This window comes from Aeromonas sp. R1-2, from assembly GCF_040908505.1.
Lineage (GTDB): Bacteria > Pseudomonadota > Gammaproteobacteria > Enterobacterales > Aeromonadaceae > Aeromonas > Aeromonas veronii.
In genome coordinates this window covers 48,375-70,595 of record NZ_JBFODU010000011.1, presented here as the reverse complement: position 1 = coordinate 70,595, position 22,221 = coordinate 48,375, and the positions used below count along the sequence as shown (strand labels likewise).

At 57.9% G+C, this 22,221-nt stretch carries 15 protein-coding genes; 8 read left to right on the top strand and 7 right to left on the bottom strand.

The window, feature by feature from the left end; genetic code table 11:
- The first annotated feature begins 5 nt into the window (after positions 1 to 5).
- Positions 6 to 1,781 (top strand): retron Ec67 family RNA-directed DNA polymerase/endonuclease, encoded by a 1,776-nt coding sequence (locus AB5Y76_RS03415; RefSeq protein WP_263717924.1) that lies wholly within the window; start codon positions 6 to 8, stop codon positions 1,779 to 1,781.
- A gap of 54 nt (positions 1,782 to 1,835) precedes the next feature.
- Here the strand turns inward: AB5Y76_RS03415 and AB5Y76_RS03410 are convergent, their stop codons facing one another.
- The 3 genes from AB5Y76_RS03410 to AB5Y76_RS03400 form a co-directional block, all read right to left on the bottom strand.
- Entirely contained in the window at positions 1,836 to 4,208 is a 2,373-nt protein-coding gene (locus tag AB5Y76_RS03410; protein ID WP_263717925.1) for a YgiQ family radical SAM protein, read from the bottom strand.
- A 212-nt stretch (positions 4,209 to 4,420) separates the two neighbouring features.
- Complete coding sequence (locus tag AB5Y76_RS03405) at positions 4,421 to 7,537, bottom strand: efflux RND transporter permease subunit (RefSeq protein WP_263717926.1); 3,117 nt, start codon at positions 7,535 to 7,537, stop codon at positions 4,421 to 4,423.
- Positions 7,537 to 8,586 carry an efflux RND transporter periplasmic adaptor subunit gene (locus AB5Y76_RS03400; protein ID WP_263717927.1) on the bottom strand — a complete coding sequence of 350 codons (1,050 nt, stop codon included), beginning with the start codon at positions 8,584 to 8,586 and terminating at the stop codon, positions 7,537 to 7,539. The genes AB5Y76_RS03405 and AB5Y76_RS03400 overlap by 1 nt, the downstream gene beginning before the upstream one ends.
- A 197-nt stretch (positions 8,587 to 8,783) precedes the next feature.
- On the opposite strand from AB5Y76_RS03400, the gene AB5Y76_RS03395 reads away from it, so the two are divergent.
- Positions 8,784 to 10,331 carry a sensor domain-containing diguanylate cyclase gene (locus AB5Y76_RS03395; RefSeq protein WP_263717928.1) on the top strand — a complete coding sequence of 516 codons (1,548 nt, stop codon included), beginning with the start codon at positions 8,784 to 8,786 and terminating at the stop codon, positions 10,329 to 10,331.
- A 46-nt stretch (positions 10,332 to 10,377) separates the two neighbouring features.
- On the top strand, positions 10,378 to 11,253 hold the full coding sequence (locus AB5Y76_RS03390; RefSeq protein ID WP_040065806.1) for a patatin-like phospholipase family protein: 876 nt from the start codon (positions 10,378 to 10,380) through the stop codon (positions 11,251 to 11,253).
- A 70-nt stretch (positions 11,254 to 11,323) separates the two neighbouring features.
- Here AB5Y76_RS03390 and AB5Y76_RS03385 read toward each other — a convergent pair whose 3' ends face one another.
- Positions 11,324 to 12,664, bottom strand: coding sequence for an APC family permease (locus AB5Y76_RS03385; RefSeq protein ID WP_005338365.1), 1,341 nt, complete (start codon positions 12,662 to 12,664; stop codon positions 11,324 to 11,326).
- A 200-nt stretch (positions 12,665 to 12,864) separates the two neighbouring features.
- Positions 12,865 to 13,131: a DNA-binding transcriptional regulator gene (locus AB5Y76_RS03380; RefSeq protein WP_005338367.1), complete on the bottom strand. Its 267-nt coding sequence runs from the start codon at positions 13,129 to 13,131 to the stop codon at positions 12,865 to 12,867.
- Positions 13,132 to 13,389: 258 nt separating this feature from the next.
- Here AB5Y76_RS03380 and AB5Y76_RS03375 point away from each other — a divergent pair, with 258 nt between their 5' ends.
- The 4 genes from AB5Y76_RS03375 to AB5Y76_RS03360 all read left to right on the top strand — a co-directional run bounded on the left by AB5Y76_RS03375 (position 13,390) and on the right by AB5Y76_RS03360 (position 17,900).
- Positions 13,390 to 13,986 (top strand): hypothetical protein, encoded by a 597-nt coding sequence (locus AB5Y76_RS03375; RefSeq protein WP_236295601.1) that lies wholly within the window; start codon positions 13,390 to 13,392, stop codon positions 13,984 to 13,986.
- Between the two features lie 308 nt (positions 13,987 to 14,294).
- Positions 14,295 to 15,323 carry an OmpA family protein gene (locus tag AB5Y76_RS03370; protein WP_201909697.1) on the top strand — a complete coding sequence of 343 codons (1,029 nt, stop codon included), beginning with the start codon at positions 14,295 to 14,297 and terminating at the stop codon, positions 15,321 to 15,323.
- Between the two features lie 308 nt (positions 15,324 to 15,631).
- The gene (ompA, locus tag AB5Y76_RS03365) at positions 15,632 to 16,630 is read left to right on the top strand and encodes a porin OmpA (protein ID WP_005358919.1); all 999 of its coding nucleotides are present in this window, start codon (positions 15,632 to 15,634) and stop codon (positions 16,628 to 16,630) included.
- 232 nt (positions 16,631 to 16,862) lie between these two features.
- On the top strand, positions 16,863 to 17,900 hold the full coding sequence (locus AB5Y76_RS03360; protein ID WP_263717929.1) for an OmpA family protein: 1,038 nt from the start codon (positions 16,863 to 16,865) through the stop codon (positions 17,898 to 17,900).
- 85 nt (positions 17,901 to 17,985) lie between these two features.
- On the opposite strand, the gene AB5Y76_RS03355 is transcribed toward AB5Y76_RS03360, so the two are convergent.
- Together AB5Y76_RS03355 and AB5Y76_RS03350 are read right to left on the bottom strand one after the other, a co-directional pair.
- Positions 17,986 to 19,680, bottom strand: coding sequence for an NAD-dependent malic enzyme (locus AB5Y76_RS03355; protein WP_005338379.1), 1,695 nt, complete (start codon positions 19,678 to 19,680; stop codon positions 17,986 to 17,988).
- 69 nt (positions 19,681 to 19,749) lie between these two features.
- Positions 19,750 to 20,607, bottom strand: coding sequence for an AraC family transcriptional regulator (locus AB5Y76_RS03350; protein WP_263717930.1), 858 nt, complete (start codon positions 20,605 to 20,607; stop codon positions 19,750 to 19,752).
- 120 nt (positions 20,608 to 20,727) lie between these two features.
- On the opposite strand from AB5Y76_RS03350, the gene AB5Y76_RS03345 reads away from it, so the two are divergent.
- Entirely contained in the window at positions 20,728 to 22,107 is a 1,380-nt protein-coding gene (locus AB5Y76_RS03345; RefSeq protein ID WP_047435970.1) for an MATE family efflux transporter, read from the top strand.
- Positions 22,108 to 22,221: the final 114 nt, after the last annotated feature.

The following is a 22,221-nucleotide window of genomic DNA, read 5'->3' as shown; positions in this document are numbered from 1 at the left end:
AAAAAATGTCCAGACTGGCCTTATTAAAGCAAGCAACCACTAAGAGAATGCTTGCAAAAGTACTAGATGTAAATCCCTCCTTCCTTACCAAAACTCTCTATTTGACCAGCGATGAACTGAAATATAAATCTTTTGAAATACCTAAACGAAATGGTGACCCTAGGACAATTTACGCACCAAACAAAGAGTTAAAAGATTTGCAATCTAGGCTTTCTGTTTTACTACTTGACTGTATAGATGAAATAAATAAAGAAAGGAAAATAACACCAAAACTATCTCATGGTTTTGTTAGAAATCGATCAATAATAACAAACGCAAAAAACCACATTCATAAGAAAAATGTTTTAAATATAGATTTAAACGATTTCTTTGGATCATTTAACTTCGGTCGAGTGAGAGGTTTTTTCATAAAAAACCAGCACTTTGAGCTTCATGAACATATTGCAACGGTTATTGCACAAATAGCATGCTATAAAAACTTTTTACCTCAAGGAAGTCCATGCTCTCCAGTAATAACCAATTTAATAATGCATAGTGTCGATATTCGACTTGCTAAACTTGCTAAGAAAAATAGCTGTACATATACCAGATATGCAGATGACATAACCTTTTCGACACGTGAAAATGTATTTCCAAAAGATATTGCAATAGCAGATAAAAACAAAGTTCATATCGGCAGAAGGCTTTCAAAAGAAATAACTGATAACGGATTCACAATAAATGAGAAGAAAACCAGAGTTCAGTTAATGGATTCAAGACAAGATGTAACTGGCTTGGTTGTAAACAAAAAAGTTAATATAAAAAGTGACTACTGGAGAATCACTAGAGCTATGTGTCATAGCTTGTTCCAAACTGGTTCATACATAAAATGCGAACAGAATGGACAAGCGGTTGCAGGTACTCTTTATGAACTAGATGGCCGATTAAATTTCATTGATTACATAGATAAATATAATAATGTAAAGGAAAAAGGTCCTATTGATAACCGTTTCTCACTGAGAAATCACGGACTTAATTACAGAGAAAAACTTAATGTAAGAGAAAAAACCTTCAGTCGATTTTTATTTTACAAGTATTTCTTCGGCCATAACAAACCAACGGTACTATGTGAAGGAAAAACCGATAACATTTATATCAAAGCTGCCATACTACGTTTATCTGAAAAATTTGAATTGTTATCCAATGCAAAAACTGATGAAAAAGAATATGAACTCCTAGTTAACTTTTTAGAATACAGTAAAAGAACTAGATATCTTCTTGATTTATATGGCGGAGCAAGTTATCTAAAGCGTTTTGTAGAAAGATACCGTTCTGATTATTCTTACTATCGAGCTCCAGCAGCAACGCAACCGGTAATTATTGTTGCGGATAACGACTCTGGTTCAACAGAGTTAATTTCATATCTTGTAAATCATAAACCTCTCTACCCTGAACTAAAAAAAGATAAAGCCGAGTCGAATAAAATAATAAAAGAATCTTCTTTTGTTCATGTTGAGAAAAACTTATATATAGTGTTTACGCCACTTATTGATGGTCGAGATAGCTTCATGGAAAATCTCTTTTTACCTGAAACACTAAATATTGAAGTTGATGGACGAAAATTCTCACCTCAACAAGAAGCTGATACTAAAAACTCCTATGGTAAAAATACTTTTGCGACAAAAGTAGTATCAGCCAAAAAGCATAGCATACCTTTTTCCGGTTTTGAGCCATTATTAACCAGAATGGAAGAGGCTATTATTCACTATCGTACCAAAATTGAAAAAAATAATGTTAAATAAAAAGGCGACCACCCGGTCGCCTTTTTATTTCTATCGCTTTCCAATCAGGAAATATTACCGTGCCGGTCGCTTGGCACCATTGCCTTTGGCCGCAGGCTTGCCGCCCTGAGTGGCGGGTTTGGCAGAACCGGCGCGGGTCGGCGCCTTGCCCTTATGGGCGGGTTTACCGGTCGGTTTGCCCTTACCTGCACTCTTACCAGCACTCTTACCAGCACTATGACCTGCGCCTTGTCCGGCGGGCTTGCCATTAGCCGCCCCTTTCTGCAGTTGGGAACCCACCGGTTTGCCGCCCGTCGGCTTATTGCCTGTGCCATTACCACCATTGCCACGCTGATGAGCAATGTTGCTGTGGCGAGTCAGGGCCGGTTTCATGCCCTTGCCGCTGGCGGCGCGCTCGTTGCGCCCTTCCGGCGGCACCAGACAACCCGGGCCATTGCCAATCAGGTGGCCCTTGCCCATGGCGAGCAATGCTTCGCGGATCATCGGCCAGCCAGCGGGATCGTGGTAGCGCAGCAGTGCCTTGTGCAGGCGGCGACGGCGCTCGCCCTTGGCGACAAAGACATCGCCACCGGTGCGGCTCACCTTGTTTAACGGATTTTTCTCCGTGTAATACATGGTGGTGGCGTTGGCGAGCGGCGACGGGTAGAAGTTCTGCACCTGATCGAGCTTGAAGCGGTTCTCTTTGACCCAGAGCGCCAGATTGATCATGTCTTCATCGGTAGTGCCCGGGTGGGCGGAGATAAAGTAGGGGATCAGGTACTGCTGCTTGCCCGCCTCTTTGGAGTATTTGTCGAACAGCTCCTTGAACTGGTAGTAGCTGCCCATGCCCGGCTTCATCATCTTGGAGAGCGGCCCCTCCTCGGTGTGTTCTGGCGCGATCTTGAGGTAGCCGCCGACGTGGTACTTGGCCAGCTCCTTGATATAGCGGGCATCTTCCACCGCGATATCGTAGCGCACGCCGGAAGCGATGAGGATCTTCTTGATCCCCTTGAGGTCGCGCGCCTTGCGATAGAGGTTGATGGTCGGGCTGTGGTCGGTGTCCATGTGCGGGCAGATGGTGGGCCAGACACAGGAGGCGCGACGGCAGGTCTGCTCGGCCTTGGGGCTCTTGCAGCGCAGCTTGTACATGTTGGCGGTAGGGCCGCCCAGATCCGAGATGACACCGGTAAAGCCCGGCACCTTGTCGCGGATATCTTCGATTTCTTTCAAGATCGACTCTTCCGAGCGGCTCTGGATGATGCGCCCTTCGTGCTCGGTGATGGAGCAGAAGGAGCAGCCGCCAAAGCAGCCGCGCATGATGTTGACCGAGGTCTTGATCATCTCGAAGGCGGGGATCTTCTCGTTGCCATAGGCGGGGTGCGGCACCCGCTGGTAGGGCAGGCCGAATACGCCGTCCATCTCCTCGGTTTCGAGCGGGAAGGCGGGCGGGTTGACCCAGACGATGCGATCGCCGTGAGCCTGTGACAGGGCGCGAGCGCAGCCGGGGTTGGTCTCGTGGTGCAGAATGCGCGAGGCGTGGGCGTAGAGCACCTTGTCCTCTTTCACCCGCTCGAACGCCGGCAGCTTCACATAGGTTTTTTCCCACGGCTTGGGCTTGGGCGGCTGCACCAGCACCGGCTGGGCCTCCTGCGCGGCAGGGGCCGATTCGGTGGCGTCATCCGAGCAGGGCGCCCCTTCCATATAAGGATTCATGATGGGATCGATGCGGCCAATCTGGTCGAGCTTGCTCGAATCCACCCCTTTCCAGCCCGGCAACGGCTCCTTGCGAATAACGGCGGTGCCGCGAATGTCCTGCATGGTGTCGATGGTCTCCCCCGCTGCGATGCGGTGAGCCACTTCCACCAGCGGCCGCTCGGCGTTGCCGTAGATGAGGATATCGGCCTTGGCATCGAGCAGGATGGAGCGGCGGATGGTCTCGGACCAGTAGTCGTAGTGGGCGATACGGCGTAAGGAAGCTTCGATGCCGCCGATAACGACGGGCACCTCTTTGAAGGCCTCCTTGCAGCGCTGGGTATAGACCAGAGTGGCGCGATCCGGCCGCTTGCCGCCCACATCCCCCGGGGTGTAGGCGTCGTCGTGGCGCAGCTTTTTGTCGGAGGTGTAGCGGTTGATCATGGAGTCCATGTTGCCCGCGGTCACCCCGAAGAAGAGATTCGGTTTGCCCAGACGCATAAAGTCATCCTTCGATGACCAGTCCGGCTGGGCGATGATGCCGACCCGAAAGCCCTGCGCCTCCAGCATGCGGCCGATGACCGCCATGCCGAAGCTCGGGTGATCCACGTAGGCATCCCCCGTCACCAGAATGACGTCGCAGCTGTCCCAACCGAGCTTGTCCATCTCTTTGCGGGACATGGGCAGGAAGGGCGCCGTGCCGTAGCACTCGGCCCAATAGCGGGGATAGGAGAAAAGGTTGGGTACCGGCTGCATTTTGAACACCTGGAAAAATTCGGGTCGCGCATTATACCGGTTGCGGCCAAGGGGAGCGATGGCTTTTTGTCCCTATAGATCCCGCGGAATAGGCCGCCGCCCGCAATAGCAAGGGCACCCGCAGGCGCCCTTGTGATGATGGAGGCTGATTTACTGGCCCCGCTTGAGCGCGCAGGTCAGGGTTCAGGCCAGGATTGAGGCCAAGGCGCTGATCAGGGCGCCGGAGGGTGCGACTCCCCTGCCCCCTTGGCGGCCAGCGCTTCGTCTACTTGCTGATCCCGCGCCCCTGTCATGCCGGCGTGACGGGCGATCAGATGGTAGATGGCGGGCACCACCAGCAGGGTAACCAGGGTCGCCAACGACAATCCGAAGAAGACCACAGTCCCCACCGCCATCCGGCTCTCGTAGCCTGCCCCCATGGAGAGCATCAGCGGCACCGCGCCGATAATGGCGGTGAGCGAAGTCATCAGGATGGGGCGCAGACGGCGCACCGAGCCTGCGATGATCGCCTCCTCGAACCCTTCGCCCCGCTGGCGCAGCTGGTTGATGAACTCGACGATGAGGATGCCGTTCTTGGTCACCATGCCGATCAGCATGATCATCCCGATCTGGCTGTAGATGCTCATCTCCTGCCCCGTCAGCCAGAGGCCAAGCAGGCCGCCAAAGATGCCGAGTGGCACAGTCACCATCACCACCGCCGGGGTCAGGGTGCTCTCGAACTGGGCCACCAGCACCAGATAGACCACCAGCAGGGCGAGGCCAAAGACCAGCACCATCTCCCCCTGATTGTCGCGGTAATCCTTGGAATCACCGGCGTAATCCACCGTCATGCCGGTGGGCAGGTTGGCGTTGGCCCAGCCATCGAGGAAATCGAGGGCCTCACCCAGGGTGTGATCCGGGTGCACGTCAGCGGTCAGGGTGATCGCCTTTTGCCGCTGGTAGTGGTTGAGGCGGTTGGCGGTCGCCACCTGCTTGACGGTCGCCAGAGTCGAGAGACTGACCATCTCGCCGTTGGCCGCCTTCAGGTAGATGCGACCAAGATCCGAGATGCCGTTGAACTCGGTCTGGTTGCCGCGCAGGTAGACGTCATACTCCTCGCCCCTGTCCACATAGGTGGTCTTGCTCGCCCCGCCCAGCAAGGTCTGCAAGCTGTTGGCGACAGTGGAGACCGGAATGCCGAGCTGGCTGGCGCTGTCGCGATTGATGGTCACCTGCAGCTCGGGGGTCTTCTCGGCGTAGTCGAGATCCGGGCTCAGCATCAGGCCGCTGCCCTGCGCCGCCTGTTGCAGCGCCAACCCTTGCTGGTAGAGCTCGGCATAGTCGTTACCCTGCAGCACGAACTGCACCGGTGCGGTGGAGCCACCCCGGAAGCCGGGCTGGAAGGTGCGGATCATCACATCGGGAATGCCGGAGAGCTTGGCCCCCAGCGAGCGGGAGAACTCGGTGGCGGTGACGTCGCGCTCGGCCCAGTCGGTGAGCTGGATGATCACCATACCGGTCTGATCGCCGCCACGGCCAAAGGCGGGGGTACTGAAGCTCAGCGCCTGCACCACCCCTTTGCCCAGCATCGGCATGATGGCGGACTCCACCTGCTGCATGTTGCGCTTCATCCGCTCGATGCTGGTCCCCTCTGCCCCCTTGACGAAGACATAGATGACGCCGCGATCCTCGGTCGGGGTAAGGCTGGTCGGCAGCTGGGCAAAGAGGGCACCGATACCGCCCAGACAGAGCAGCAGTACCAGCGGCGTCCAGCGGGAGCGACGCAGCACCCACGCCAGCAGGTGGCGATAGTGCCCCTCCAGCCAGCCCAGCCCGCGATCGAGCCCGGCGGTGAGCCGGTTCGGTTTATCCAGCGGGCGCATCAGCCAGGAGCCCATGGCCGGGGTCAGGGTCAGCGCCACCAGCGAGGAGCAGAGCACCGCAAGCGAGAGCAGAATGGCAAACTCGGTAAAGAGCCGCCCCACCATGCCATCCATAAAGGCAATGGGGACAAACACCATCACCAGTACGGCGGTGGTAGCGATGACCGCAAAGCCCACCTCGCGGGTGCCGTGCCAGGCGGCCAGCAGCGGCGGTTCACCCCGCTGCAGATGGTGGTGGATGTTCTCCACCACCACGATGGCGTCATCCACCACCAGGCCGATGGCGAGAATAAGGGCCAGCAGGGTGATGAGGTTGATGGAAAAGCCGAAATACCAGGCGCCGATAAAGGCTGATATCAGCGATACCGGCACCGTAATGGCAGGAATAAGCGTTGTGCGCCCCTGCCCGAGGAACAGATAGAGCACTGCCACCACCAGCACGGCGCAGATGGCCAGGGTCTCGTACACCTCGTCGATGGCCTGCTTGATAAAGATGGTGGAGTCGTAATCCACCTCGAGCTTGGCCCCCTCCGGCAGGAAGCGCTGCATCTCGCCGAGTTTCTTCTCGATCCCCTGCGCCACTGCCAGCGGGTTGGCGGTGGACTGGGCGACGATGCCGATACCCAGACTCTCCTTACCGTTGCGCTGATAGGCGCTGTCTTCGTTCTTTGCTCCCACCTCCACGTCGGCGATATCGGCCAGATAGACGCTCTGGCCGTTGGCGGCAGTGGTGACTTGCAGTTGCTGGAAATCTTCCGCTGTGTGGTAGAGACGAGCGATCTGCACCGCCATGGTCATGGAGTTGTTGCGGATCTCCCCCCCCGGCAGCTCGATGTTCTCGCGCTTGAGGGCCTCTTCCACATCGCTCACCGTGATGCCACGGGCGGCCATGTCGGCAGGGCGCAGCCGCACATACATCACCTGGGTGAGATCGCCGGAGAGCGCCACTTCGCTCACCCCATCCACCAAGCTCAGGGGATCGACCAGCACCCGGTTGGCGTAGTCGGTCATGGCGGTGCGATCCATCTGGCTGCTGCTGAAGTTGAGCCAGATCGCCACATCGCCGTTGCCGCTGTCCTTGGTCACCAGCGGCTCGTCCACATCATCGGGCAGCCGTGGCCGCGCGCGGGAGAGGGCATCGCGCACATCGGAAATCCCCTCCACCATGTTCCAGCCGAGCTTGAACTCGACGGTGATCATTGAGCGTCCCTTGCGGGTCATGGAGTTGATGTTCTTGATGCCGCTGATGCCGGAGAGCTGATCCTCGATGGGCTTGGTGACCTGACTCTCCATCACCGAGGGGGCCGCCCCCTCATAGGTGGTGGTGATGGAGACCGACGGGATCTGCACGTCCGGCATCTCCCGCACCGTCAATTTGCTGAAGGCGACCAGACCAAACACGGTGAGCAGAGCGCTGAGCACCACCGCCACCAGCGGGCGGCGAACTGAGATATCGGAGAGCCACATCAGCCGTTCACCTCGGCCAGATCACGCACCTGCACCCCATCACGCAGATTGACCAGACCTTCGACCACGATGCGATCGCCGACCTGCAGCCCCTCGGTGACCCAGACGGTCTCCCCTTCGGTTTCGCCGAGCACCACCGGCACCCGTTTGACCCGGCCATCGGCCTCGAGACGGTAAACAAAGCGCTGCTCACCGGCGTACTCCACCGACTGGGCGGGGATCAGGGTAAGCTGCTGGGCGGGCAGTGCCAGCTCCACATTGAGCAGCATGCCCGGGCGCAACTGACCGTTGCCATTGGGGATCATCACCCGCGCCTTGATGTTCTGGGTATCGTTGGAGACGCGGCTGTCGAGGGTGGTCAGGGTGCCGTTGAATTGCTGATCCGGCCAGGCAGTACTGGTGGCGGTGACCGCCATGCCCGGTCGCAGCAGGGAGAGGTAACGCTCCGGCACCGCCAGATCGAGGCGCAGTTTGTCCAGTTCATCGAGATGCAGCAGGGTATCGCCGCTGTTGACCAGCGCCCCTTCGCTCAAGTCAATCAGGCTCACGGTACCGGCAAAGGGCGCCTGCAGGGTACGCAGGGAGAGCTCGTAGCGGGCGGCATCGAGGCGTGCCTGCACCTGGGCCACGGTGGCCTCCTGCCCCTCCAGCTCGGATTGGGTCACGGCGCCACGGGCCACCAGCTTGCGCATATCCCCCAGCTTGCGGTTCTCGTCGCGCAGACTGGCGCTCTGCTCGGCCAGCTCCGCCTGCTGCTTGCCCGCATCGAGCGCGATCAGGGTCTCCCCCTTCGCCACACTCTGGCCAGATTGCACCGCAATCTTGACGATGCGACCGGTCACTTCGGGGCTGATGATGACGGATCGATTGGCTGCCAGCTTGCCCACCAGCTTGAGGGTCGGCTCGGCCAGACTCTGTTTGACGGTTTGAGTGCGGATATTGACCTGTCTGGTCGGTGCTTTGGCGGCGGGTTCGCTGTGACGCAGCGCCCAGACGCCGGCAACCACGATTAGAAGAAGGCCCAAGCCGAGCCAGATACGCATTTTCATCGAACAGTCCATGAAGAGTGAGAGGGTAAATCCAGATTGGGGCCATTTTAGCCCCAGACTATGCCGTGACTATGTATAAATGTGACAAAACGTAACAAGAGCGGGATAAGCTCACTCTGTTTCTGGTCGCGCCGTTTGTTTTCACGCCACATCGCATACACTAACGACAATTTCCTTCGCAACCCGACTGACTGCCTATGCCCAAAATGTCTGACCACCGCTTTCTCACACGCCTGACCTGGCTCCTGTTCGCCGTGGTCATCCTGCTGATTGGTCTGACCTTGCGGCAAAGCCTGAAACAGATAGAACGCCTCTACCAGAGCGATACCCTCAACAGCGCCATCTACCTGCGGGATCGGTTCAAACAGACCGAAGTGTTTCTGGAGGCGATGCGCGGTCAGGCCGAAGAGCGACTGCGCAGCGACCCCCAGTCGGTGCTCACCCGCCAGCTCTATGGCCATATCGAGGCGCTGCCAGAGGGGCTGGCCCTCGACAAACTCCCCGGCGATTTACCGGCCGGACTGGCGGGCAACCTCACCGGTGACGGCCCGCTGCCGCCCCCCGGCAGTGCGCGGGAGGCGCAACTTCATTTGGCCCTGAGCCTCTCTCCCTTGCTGGCCACTGCCAGCCAGCGCCTGGGCAGCGAGATCGCCTGGGCCTACTTCACCGGCGTGGACAACTTTATCTACCTCTATCCCTGGATCCCCTCCAGCCAGTTTCGTTTTGCCCGCAGCATCTATGACAAGCACTACTGGCAGGATGCACTGATGTCACCCAACCCAAGCCGGGACACTATTCTCTCCCGCCCCTACGAAGATTTTGCCGGGCTGGGCACCATGGTCACCATGGTCACCATGTCCCAGCCTCTCTACAAGGACGGCTCGCTGGTAGGGATGATCAGCATGGATATCCTGCTCTCACGCTTGCAATCGCAGCTCAATCAACTGGCACCGGCGCTGGGTGAGTATCTGCTGCTCAATCAGTACCATCAGGTGCTGGCCAGCAGCGCACACCAGCCCGTGGTGCCGCAAGACCCCGAGCCGACCGACGAATACCAGTGGCAACAAGGGGCATTGCAGCTGACCATGGCCATCCCCGATACCCCGTTGCGACTGGTGCACAACGTCACCCTGCTGCCGCTGGTGTGGGCCATGCTCTGCCAGTCCACGCCGACCCTGCTCGCCATTCTCTTTATGCTGCTGGCCGCCCTCTCCAACCTGAGATCCCATCGCCTCAACCAGCGGCTCAATTACCTCTCCTGCCACGATGCCCTCACCGGCGCCTTCAACCGCCACTATCTGGTGCTGCTGGAACAAGCGGGAGAGCTGTCCCGGTTGCAAGCGGGGATCCTGATGTTCGATGCGGATCACTTCAAACGGGTCAATGACAACTTCGGCCATGCCGTCGGCGATATCGTGCTGATCCGGCTGGTGCAGATCTGCCAGCAGCAGCTTAGACCCACAGACCACCTGATCCGCTGGGGTGGCGAGGAGTTTCTGCTGCTGATTGGCCGCGCAGATGCAACGCAGCTCGGCGAGCTGGCGGAGCGGCTGAGAAAGGCGGTGGCAGATCATGACTGGGCCGCCATCGAACCCGGGCTGGAGGTCACCATCAGCCTCGGCTATCTGCCCCACCAGGAGAACCTTCCCCTGCACGAAGCGGTGCGCCGCGCCGATGTGGCGCTCTATCAGGCCAAGGCCAACGGTCGCAACCGCAGCGAAAGATGGCAGGGTGACGCCTCCTGACTCTCGGAGTAAGCTGAGCCCTCAACCCCTTTTTTGGAGGACTGTCGTGCCACGTAAACCCCGCGTAGGGCTCGCTCTCGGGAGCGGCGCCGCCAGAGGATGGGCCCATATCGGCGTCATCCGCGCCCTTGAACGTCTCGGCATCAAACCGGATTTGATCGCTGGCTGCTCCATCGGCAGCTTTGTCGGTGCCGCCTATGCCGCCGGTGAACTGGATCGGCTGGAAACCTGGGTGCGCGGCTTTACCCGCCTGCAGGTGGTCAGCCTGCTCGACCCGGCCCTCTCCGGCGGTCTGTTTCGCGGCGAAAAGGTATTTGGCCTTGCCGCCAGCCATCTGGGGGATCCCGATCTCGAGAATCTGCCCATCCCCTTCGCCTGCATCGCCACCGAACTCGATACCGGCCGCGAAATCTGGCTGCAACAGGGCCCGCTGCGCCAGTCGGTACGCGCCTCCTGCGGCATGCCGGGGATCCTCACCCCGACCCGGATCAACGACCGCTGGCTAGTCGATGGCGCCGTGGTCAATCCGGTGCCCATCTCGCTGGCCCGCGCCATGGGGGCCGAGGTGGTGATTGCGGTCAACCTCAACACCGACATGCACCAGCCCTGGACCGACGAGCCGGATCAACCCGGCAGCGGCGGCCTGCTCAGCCAGTGGCTCAATCGCGGTGAATCCGCGCCAGCCACCCCGGGTCTGTGGAGCGTGATGAGTGGCTCCATCAACATCATGCAGGAGCGGATCACCCGCGCCCGGATGGCCGGTGACCCGCCGGAGATCCAGCTCTGCCCGCGCCTGGGCAGCTTCTCCATCATGGATTTTCATCGTGCCAGCGATGCCATCAACGAGGGGGAAGCTTGCGTCGAGCGCAATCTCGATCAGCTCAAGGATGAACTGGGCCGCCTCGGGTTGCTGGGCAATTAGTTGTCGACATGCTGCGGTTTACACATGAAAAAAGCGCCACTCGGCGCTTTTTTTCAACTCACTTACCCGGTCACTCCTTACGGTAGAAGAGCAACCCGAGCAGAATCACCCCCACAGAGACCAGCAGATAGAGCCCCAGACTGGGATTGGTGATACCGCCATACAGAATGATGAGCGCGCCCAGGGTGGCACAGGTCGGGATCACGAACCGCTTTATCCAGCCCAACTCGGTAAAGGTGCGCATGTACCAGACATAGAGGAACAGATAGAGGCCATAAATCAGCACGATCGGCATCTCGTCCAGAGCGATGTAACGACCGAATGTCTCGTTGATGCTGCAGTACCACAGCACTGAGTAGATCACCGACAACAAGGCTGCCGCGAGGGCCGAGTTGATTGGCATGTGGTGATGCGGTTCGATACGGCTCATCCACTTGGGGGCAGGACCCTGATTGCGGATCGCCAGCGAGTAGGGAATACGCATGGTCGCCAACACCAGACCATTGAGGGTTCCGAGGCAGGAGATAATCACAAACACGGTCAAAATGGTCGAGGCAGTCCCGCCAAACAGGCTGGTTGTCGCGAGATTTACCGCGTTATCCCCTTGCGCCACTATCTCGTCCGTCGGCAAGACGCTGGCGATCCCCAGAAAATAGGTGACGTAGACCACAAAGACTATCAGGGTGCCAATCACCAGCGCTCTGGGCAGATTCTTCTTGGAATCGCGAATTTCGCTGTTGATGGTCACGGCGGCGATCCACCCCTCATAAGCGAAGGCGGTGGCAACCACGGCCGTGGCCAGAGTGCCTCCGGTGCTTCCTATCCCATCCATTGCCTGTACAAAGTTGGTCACGGTGACACCATTGAGCAAGCCTGAAATGGTGCCCACAATGGCAACCAGGATCAGCGGGATCAACTTGATCAGGGTAGAACCCACTTGCAGCTTGCCCGCCAGAACCGGGGTATAGAAGTTGATCAGATAGGTGACCGTCATATAGACAGCCGCCAGTATCCAGGTCGCACCAGAGTTGGTCGGATTATCACTGCCGAGCAAGATCATGGTGTACAGAGCGGCGACCCAGGCAAGGATGGCGGAAAGAGGGGCGTAATAGAGTACGCCTTTGAACCACCCCACCAGATAACCAAACATTTTGCCGTATGCCGCTTCGGCATAATCGACGATACCGTTGGACTTTTCGATCCGCTGGGCAAACTCGGCAAACACCAGCGCGCCGAAGATCATCGAAAATGCCCCCAGCGCCCATGCCAGCAGCGCAATGGCCAGATTACCGCCAGTCAGACGCAGTACATCATCGGCCTTGAAGAAGACACCGGAGCCGATCACCACGCCGACCACCATCGCAATGGCAGTCATCAGGCCATAACGTTTATCCAACTCATTACTGCTCATACCCATACTCCATACGATTGCTCATATCATCCTGAATGTAATAGTGTTCGGGTGGCCAGATACCACCAGGGGGCCCACTTTTCGGGGCCGCTTATTCTCGTTGGCCTGCATGGATAATTCAAAGCGTGTTAGATCAAAATATCGATCGGCAACCCAAAAAAAATACCGCCCGAAGGCGGCATTTCTATTCACATCGATGATCACGCCTTGGCGAGGTCATCCGGGCCAATCTGGCCGATTTCGGCGACTTTCTTGTCTGCCAGCAGCCAGAGGGTGAACTTGTGCAGATCCGGGTGGTGCGCCAGGGCAACCAGGAAGGCGCCCCCAACTTCACGGTAACCCAGCTCGTAGTTTTTCAGCGTGGTGGGAGGAACACCCAGCAAATCTGCAAACTTCGGACGGCTCAAACCGACCGCTTCACGGATCTGACGGATCTTCTTGCCAACAGTGACGATATTTGAATTCATAATGTTCCATACTCCGTTTGGCGGATTTACTCCGCCTTTTATTTTTCGCGACGACTCGTAGTCAAGTGTATCAGTTTTGTTCGGACTCGTTATGGTCGAGCCTCTATCTTATGAGCGCCTTTCGGCGACAACCCTTGCCTTCAAGGGGGGATGGTAATCGCTCAGCCGCCTCAGGTAAACAGTCTCGAAAAGAAACCTTTATTGTGGCCCCCCCAATAACTCGTATAATCCGCCGGATACCCATTAAGAGGAATAAGTATGGCGTTTCCCGGCATTATCTCTCGCCTGCACCCCGTATCCAGCACAGAAGAACTGGCACAACAGCGCCTGCAAGGTGAACAATATCGCGCCGAAGCATTCTGGCTTCCGGCCTTGATGTCCAGCCACGCCAGCGAGCTGCTGGCCGCCCTGCCGGAGAGCTGCAGCCTGTTTCTTGAACAGGCATGCCCGGACCTGGCCTTGCGCAGCCACGACGGCACCCTGCATAACAATGAGCAGCTCGTCACGGTAAATGGTCAGGCAATTGCGCTGGCAACCACTCAAGGTGATGGTGGTCTGGTGCCCGAATCGGGTATGTGCGAGATGGCCGACTGGCTGGAGGCGGGACACCGCCACTTCATCTGTTCAGCTGCGGTTCAGCCTGTGGCTCGCGCCATCCTCAACATCTGGCCCCTTGACCCCTATCTGGCCCGACATTTCTTGATGACATTTACCCCCTTGCTGCAGAGCGCAACCCAGGCAGATTACCTCGCGGTCTTTGCCACCAGAGCGAATCCTGCCAGCCCGTATAGCGACTGGGTTCAGGCTTATATGAAGCTGGAGAAGAAACTGCACAGGGCCTATCTGGATCACTAATTAATCAAAATAAACAGCCAGTTAAAGGCACGACACAATTTGCCACAAGGCTCATTTGTGAGCTTGATCATGTTTTAAAATCGGCATAGAGTGCGCCTCGTCATAGGAATGACATCAGTTGCCTGGCAGTGGTTTCTCACGCATTGCGTGCCATGCCAGCGCACTCGACACACCAGGAGAGTGTGCCACCCGGTTATACCGGGTCATCTGCCAGACTCGACGCCAGCCGTACGGCGGAGCCTGCAGCTTACATAAATTACAAAGTGTGAAGCACGTGAATAACGTGCGATCTCAACGAGGATTTTTTTATGATGAAAATGGCTCCTTCCATGATCGCCATCGCCATGGCTGCTCTGGGTGCTACCGCTGCTCACGCCGCTGACGACATCTACTTCGGTGCCGGTGTCGGTGCTGCTCACTTCAACGGTCTGAACAAGATCGATGGCGGCGGTTACGAAGGTACTGAAGATGCTGCTGCAGCCAACGCCTTCGTTGGTTACAACTTCACCGAGAACTTCGGTACCGAGTTCGGTTACCAGTACGCTGGTCGTGGCAACATTGAAGGTGAGCGTTACGAGAACCAGGGTGCCACTCTGTCCGGAATCGCCCGTATGCCGGTTGGCAACAACTTCTCCCTGTTCGCTGAAGGCGGCGCCTACTGGGCTCACACCGATGGTCTGGGCATCAGCGACACTAAAGTTTCCCCGCTGGCCGGTGCCGGTGTGACTTACAAGGTAAATGACGCGCTGGATCTGCAAGCTCGCTACCGCTACATGTGGGACGTGGCTGACCTGAATGACGATGGTTTCCACTACAAGTCCAACCAGAGCGTTGCAACTCTGGAAGCGGTATACCACCCGTTCCGTACTTCCTACGTAGCGCCGGTAGCGGCTCCGGCACCGGTTGTTGAAGAGGCTCCGGCTCCTGCTCCGCAAGTAGTAGAGAAGAACTTCGCCCTGAACTCAGACGTGCTGTTTGCCTTCGGCAAAGACACCCTGAAGCCGGAAGGCGTTGCAGCCCTGAACGGTCTGTATCAGCAAATCGTTGAGTTCCAGCCGAAAGATGGCAACGCTGTTGTTGTTGGTTACACCGACCGTATCGGTTCCGACGCTTACAACCAGAAGCTGTCTGAAGCCCGTGCCCGTACCGTTGCCAACTTCCTGGTGAGCAAAGGTATGGCTGCCAGCAAAGTTGCCATCGAAGGTCGTGGCGAAGCCAACCCGGTTACCGGTACCAAGTGCAACGGCGTAACTGCTAAAGCTCAACTGATCTCCTGCCTGGCTCCGGATCGTCGCGTAGAAGTTCGCGTATCTGGCGTACAAGAAGTTCAGCAATAATCTGACCTCGTTCAGGTAGTGCGAAAAAAAAGGGATGCTGCGGCATCCCTTTTTGTTTGTATGGTGCTCGCTTGCATCCCTCACTCCCGCCTCCCTGCCCTTGCCTGCCCCGTCTCGAAAGCATAAAGTAGTTGCGCCTGTAAGGTATTGGATAAGCAGTAAAAAGCGCTTCTTGTCCGGTCTGTTGTCCATGACGCCAATGCATCATGAGAGTCCAAAGCCTTCGCTATCCACTTTGCTGGCGATTTTTCGCAGCAATAAAAACAAGTGCATTGCCCGACATGGGCTAACACAACGAGGATAAACCGATGAAACTCAAAATGGCTCCTACCCTGATTGCACTGGCGCTCGCCGCCGCAGGCACCACAGCTCAGGCTGCCGATGACTGGTACACCGGTGTTGGTGCAGGTTGGGCTTATGCCCACGGTCTGGATGATTTTGGCAAAGACACTGACAAAGATGCCACTGCGCTGAGCCTGTTCGGCGGTTACAACTTCAACGACTACTACGCAGCTGAGCTGGGCTACCTCTACGCCGGTAAAGCGGGCGTTGACGGTGCAGATTTCAAAACCCAGGGTGCCACCCTCTCCGGTATCGCCCGCCTGCCGCTCGGCGACATCTTCTCGGTGTTTGCTGAAGGCGGTGCCTACTTCAATCACGTCAACGGTAATGGCAACAGCGACAACGGCACTGCGCCGCTGGCGGGTCTGGGCCTGACTGCCAAGCTCTCCGACCTTATCGATGTGCAAGCACGCTACCGCTATCTGTGGAATCTGGGTGACGAGCAGAAAACCTGGGAGAGCGACATGAGCGTCGCGACCCTGGAGCTGGTGATGCACCCGAACCGTACCTCTTATGTTGCCCCGGTTGCAGCCCCTGCGCCTGAGCCGGTTCCCGAGCCGGTACTGGTCGACAAGAACTTCGCCCTGAGCTCTGACGTGCTGTTTGCCTTTGGCAAATCCACCCTCAAGCCAGAAGGTGTCGCAGCGCTGAACACCCTGTATCAGCAGATCGTTGATGTTCAGCCTAAAGATGGCAGCGCCGTGGTCGTCGGTTACACCGACCGTATCGGTTCTGATGCCTACAACCTGAAACTCTCCGAAGCGCGTGCCCGTACCGTAGCCGACTTCCTGGTTGGCAAAGGTCTGCCGGCTGGCAAAGTTGCCATCGAAGGTCGCGGTGAAGCCAATCCAGTCACCGGTACCCAGTGCAACAGCGTCAAGGGCAAGGCTCAGCTGATCTCCTGCCTGGCACCGGATCGCCGCGTAGAAGTACGCGTCACCGGCGTGCAGCAAGTACAACAGTAATCCTGCAGTCCGACATAACAAGGAGGCCACCTGGCCTCCTTTTTCTTGCCGCTTAATTCACCCACCTTGTAACCCTCTTTTGCCCCCTTCCTCTTCCCGTCTCACGCCCTAGTTCACGGCGGGTCGCCTCCCATACCTCTTTGGTGGTTAAAAACAGCCCGTCACCTATACATAAGTGTGGGGTTTGACCAGCAGGCAACCCCACTACACCAAACATCGACGAGGATACGCGATGAACATAAGAGTAAAACCTGTGTGGATTGCACTGGCATTGGCGAGCACAGGCGCACAAGCGGAACCGGTTCACGACTGGTATGCCGGGGTTGGCGGTGGCTGGGCAATTGCCCACAATCTGAATGATTTCAGTCAAAATGTCGGCAAGGATGCGACTGCGCTCTCCCTGTTTGGCGGCTACAACTTCACGGAAAATCTGGGGGCAGAGATTGGCTATCTCTCCACCGGAGACTGGGATATCAGCGGCCATGAGTTCAACAGCAAGGGAGCTACCCTGTCTGTGATTGGTCGTTTGCCGCTCAGCGAGATGTTCTCGGTGTTTGCCGAGGGGGGTGGCTATATCTATCACGTCGAGTCAGTCAATGGCGGGGACGACAACCTGGCGCCGCTGGCGGGTCTGGGAGTGACAGCCCGGCTCCATGACTGGGTCGATCTGCAGGCACGCTACCGCTACACAGTGCGCGTTGGCGATGATCCGGATAACGGCAAATCCAACAGCGGCACCCAGCGCTGGGTCAGCGACATCAGCACCGCCACGCTGGAGCTGGTGATCCACCCGAACCGCAGCCAACCCAAAGAAGCGGCCCCCACGCCCGCCCCGGTCGTGGTTCCCCCGCCACCGGCCGAACCGGAAGTGGTGGATCAGACCTTCAACCTCAGTTCCGATGTGTTGTTCGCCTTTGGCAAAGCGGACCTCAAACAGGAGGGGATGAGTGCGCTGGACGATCTCTACCAGCAGATCGTCGACGTGCAGCCCAAGGATGGCAGTGCGGTGGTGATGGGATATACCGACCGTATCGGTTCGGATGCCAACAATCAGAGGTTATCAGAAGCTCGGGCCCAAACCGTTGCCGACTTTCTGATCAGTAAGGGATTGCCTGCCGACAAGGTGAACATCCAGGGCAATGGCGCGAGCAATCCGGTCACCGGCAACCAGTGTGATGCCATCAAGGCGAAGGCGGCGCTCATCGACTGCCTTGGACCGGATCGCCGGGTAGAGGTGCGTGTCACCGGCGTACAGGGCGGCAGCGAGTAGTTGATCTTGAGGCGATAACCATGTCAGACGTGCAGTAAAAAGGGATGCCGAGGCATCCCTTTTGCTTTGCGTCTTTGCGCAGAAATCAGAACGAGGTGCGACGGTAGCGGCGATATTCCGGATGCCAGAAGTTGGCGTCGATGGCCTGATCGATCACCTCGTCCGGGGTCTGCACCGCTTTGCCCTGCAGCATGGCGGTCTTGGCCACCATCTTGGCGATGTAGCGGGAGACCTGATGGATATCCGCCAGATCCGGCAGCAGGGAGCCCTCCTCCCCTTTTACCAGCGGCGAGCACTCCGCCAACGCGCGACTGGCCGACATCAGCATGGCGTCAGTCACCCGGGTGGCGCCGGAGGCGATAACACCCAAACCGATCCCCGGGAAGATGAAGGAGTTGTTGCACTGGGCGATGACGTAGCGCTTACCCTTGTGCTCCACCGGTGCAAACGGACTGCCGGTGGCCACCAGCGCCTGACCGTCGGTCCAGCGGATAAGGTCTGCCGGCGTCGCCTCGACCCGTGAGGTAGGGTTGGAGAGCGGGAAGATGATGGGACGGGCACAGTGCTTGTGCATGGTCTTGACCACCTCTTCGGTAAACAGCCCCGGCTGGCCGGAGACCCCGATCAGGATGTCCGGGCGACCATGCTCCATCACCTCCAGCAGGGAGATGTTGTCACCCACCGGCCAGTCGGCGATGCGCTCCACCGGTTGGGAGAGACGGCGCTGGAAGTCGAGCTGGTTGGGGATCTTGTCGGTGATAAGACCAAAGCGGTCCACCATAAATACCCGGCTGCGGGCCTGGGCATCGGTCAGCCCTTCGGCCTTCATCTGCGCCACGATCTGCTCGGCAATGCCGCAACCGGCGCTGCCCGCCCCGAGGAAGGCAACCCGCTTCTCGGAGAGCTTGGCGCCGGAGGCCTTGCAGGCGGCGATGAGGCTGCCCAGGGTCACGGCTGCAGTACCCTGAATATCGTCGTTGAAGCAGCAGAGCTCGTTCTTGTAGCGGTTGAGCAGTGGCATGGCGTTGTTCTGGGCGAAATCCTCAAACTGCAGCAGGATATCGGGCCAGCGGCGCTTGACCGCCTGAATGAAGGCATCGACAAACTCGGCATACTCATCCCCCGAGATACGCGGATTGCGCCACCCCATATAGAAGGGGTCATTCAGCAGTTGCTGGTTGTTGGTGCCCACATCCAGCACCACCGGCAGGCAGTAGGCGGGCGAAATGCCGCCACAGGCGGTGTAGAGGGAGAGCTTGCCGATGGGAATGCCCATGCCGCCGATCCCCTGATCACCCAGACCCAGGATCCGCTCACCATCGGTCACCACGATCACCTTGACGTTCTGCTTGGTGGCGTTTTGCAGCATGTCATCGATCCTGTCCTTGTCCGGATAGGAGATAAACAGGCCACGGGCGCGACGATAGATGTTGGAGAACTCCTCGCACGCCTTGCCCACCGTCGGGGTGTAGATGATGGGCAGCATCTCGGTCAGGTGGTTGTGCAGCAGACGGTAGAAGAGCGTCTCGTTGGTATCCTGGATGTTGCGCAGGTAGATGTGCTTGTCCATGTCGTTGCCAAACGCCATGAACTGGCGATAGGCGCGCTCGGCCTGCTCTTCGATGGTCTCGATATTCTGGGGCAACAGACCTTCGAGGTTGAAGTTGCTGCGCTCTTCGCTGGTGAAGGCGCTGCCCTTGTTGAGCAAAGGGGTCTCCAGCAGGGCGGGACCGGCGTAGGGAATGTAGAGAGGACGTTTCTGGTTATTATCTTCAAACATGGATCTTGGTACCTAAACGGTTAGCTAGACGCAGGGACCCGCCGATCCTAGGGGCTTGTCTCATTAATTTCAAAGAGTTTGCACATCCGTTGCAAAAGGTTTGCGACCCAGTCGACGAAAGGCGCCGGGGGTCTGACCAGTCAGACGACGAAAGCGGTTGGCAAAGTTGGCCCCATCGCTATAACCGACCCGGGCCGCCAGCTCGCCAAGTGGCCAGTTGGTATAGAGCAGCAGCTGGCGCGCCTTGTTCATTCTGAGCTCGGTCACCCTCGCCATCGGCCCCATACCGAACGCTTGCTGACAGAGCCGGTGCAGATGGGGTACAGAGCAAGCCATCTGTCGGGCCAGCAGGGCCACACTCCAGGGTTCGTCCAGGCGCGCCTCCACCCGGCGAAACAGTGCCTGCAACCTGAGTTCAGGGGTACCGCGCACCTCCCCTTGCAGGGTGCGCTCCAGCAGCGCCAGCAACAGGCTGAGCAGTTGAGGTTGCAGCGAAGAGCGAACCCCCTCCCCCTGCATCAGGCTGAGCAGATGGTAGAGCTGATCGCCGCCATCCCCTTGCCAGACACGGTGACCAAGGCGATGCAGGTGCTGCCAGCGCGGCACGTCATCGAGCAAAATCCAGCTGATCTGCCAGCTTTCGCCAATCAGTTTGAGACCACCGGGTACGGCGGCGGGCAGGAAAATCAGCGATCCGGCCGGAATGGCTTGCTCACCCTCGTCGGTGAGCAGCGCGCCACCCTCATCGTGACTCACCATCAGGATGTGAAACTCGGGGCGATTGCGACGGATCAGGTAGTGATCCCGCACCCGGGAGAGGCCGGTCAGGAAGATCCCCGCCTCGCCGAGCAGGGGCAGCCCTTCACGTCCCAGCATCTGCTCTTCACAGGCTGGCGCTATCTCCAGACACTCGCTGGCAAATGGCATAACACCTCAACAGGATAGTTTTACACAAGAAAATCGAGAGCTACTCACAGTGAGAAGAGCCTCGTCAGCCCCTATCATACCACTGACAAACCTTGCTTTTCTCATACCCGGTTAACAACTATGAATTATTGGCAAGCGATTTTAAAACAAACCACCGATCGCGAGTTCATGACCCGATTGTGGCGGCTGGCTCTGCCTGTCTCGCTGCAATCCATGATGTTCTCCCTGCTCGGCCTCATCGATATCATGATGGTGAGCCAGCTTGGCACCACGGCTGTGGCGGCGGTCGGCTTGGGTAACCGGGTCTTCTTTTTCAATCTGCTGGTGATAGCGGGCCTCGCGGGCGGGGTCTCGGTATTGGCAGCACAATACTTCGGGCGCGGGGAGATGGCCGGGGTGCGCCGCTCCCTGGCGCTGGCCATAGTGGGCGCCCTGCTGGTCACCCTGCCCTTTGCCTTCATCTATGTGTTATCACCGGGCAGCGTACTCGGCTTTGCCAGTCAGGATCCGGCACTGCGAGCTCTGGCGGATCAATTCTTGATGATCACCGGCGCCACCATCCTCTGTACCGCCATCGTGGTGCCGCTGGAGTCAGCCCTGCGCTCGGTCGGCAATGCCGCCGCGCCGACCCGCATCGGCATTATCGCTATCATCGCCAACGTCATCCTCAACTACGCCCTCATCTTCGGTCACTTCGGCTTCGAGGCGATGGGGGTCGCCGGCTCGGCCTGGGGCACCACCATTTCACGGCTGCTGCAGACAGCCCTGCTGCTGCTCTACGTAAAGCGTTATGAGGCGCGCCTGATCCCGCGCGCACCAGACTGGCTAGCCGCCTTCAAGCGCAAGGAGGTGGTGCGCTTTACCCTGATCGCCCTGCCGCTGCTGTTCCATGACGGCCTCTGGGCCTTTGGCATGCTGATTTACGGCTTTCTCTACGCCCATCTTGGCACCGATTCGCTGGCCATCATGACCACCCTCGGCACCCTGGAGAGCATCCTTATCTCCCTCTTCTTCGGACTGGCGGTGGCCTGCTCCACCCTGCTCGGCCACCGGCTCGGGGCCGAGGAGTACGAGATTGCCTGGCAGCACTCCCAGCTGTTCCTGCTGCTGGCACCGATTGGCGCTCTGCTGGTGGGGATCATCGTCTGGCTGCTGCAAGCCAACCTGCTGCAGTGGGTCGGCAACCTGCCCCCCGAGCTGATGACGGAAGCGGGTCAGGTGCTCGGCATCATGTGTCTCGGGATGCTGCTCAAGGTGTTCAACATGGTAGGGATCATCGGGGTGCTGCGCTCTGGCGGCGATGTGAACTACAGCATCTTCATCGATATTGTCGGGATGTGGTGCATCGGCATCCCGCTCGCCTGGGTGGCGGTCACGCTGCTCGGCTGGCCCCTCTCCTGGGTGGTGGCGGTGGTATTGCTTGAGGAACTCAGCAAGGTGTTGCTGGTGCAGCGCCGTATTCGCCAACGCTGCTGGTTGAAGAATCTGGTGATCGGATAAACAGCCACAAATCGGGGTCATATCAATGACAGAAAAACCCTGTTTGCAGTATGCTGGGCGCCTCTTCAATCAGAGACAGGGATCCACGATCTCCCTGTCCAGTAGTCGTTTAAG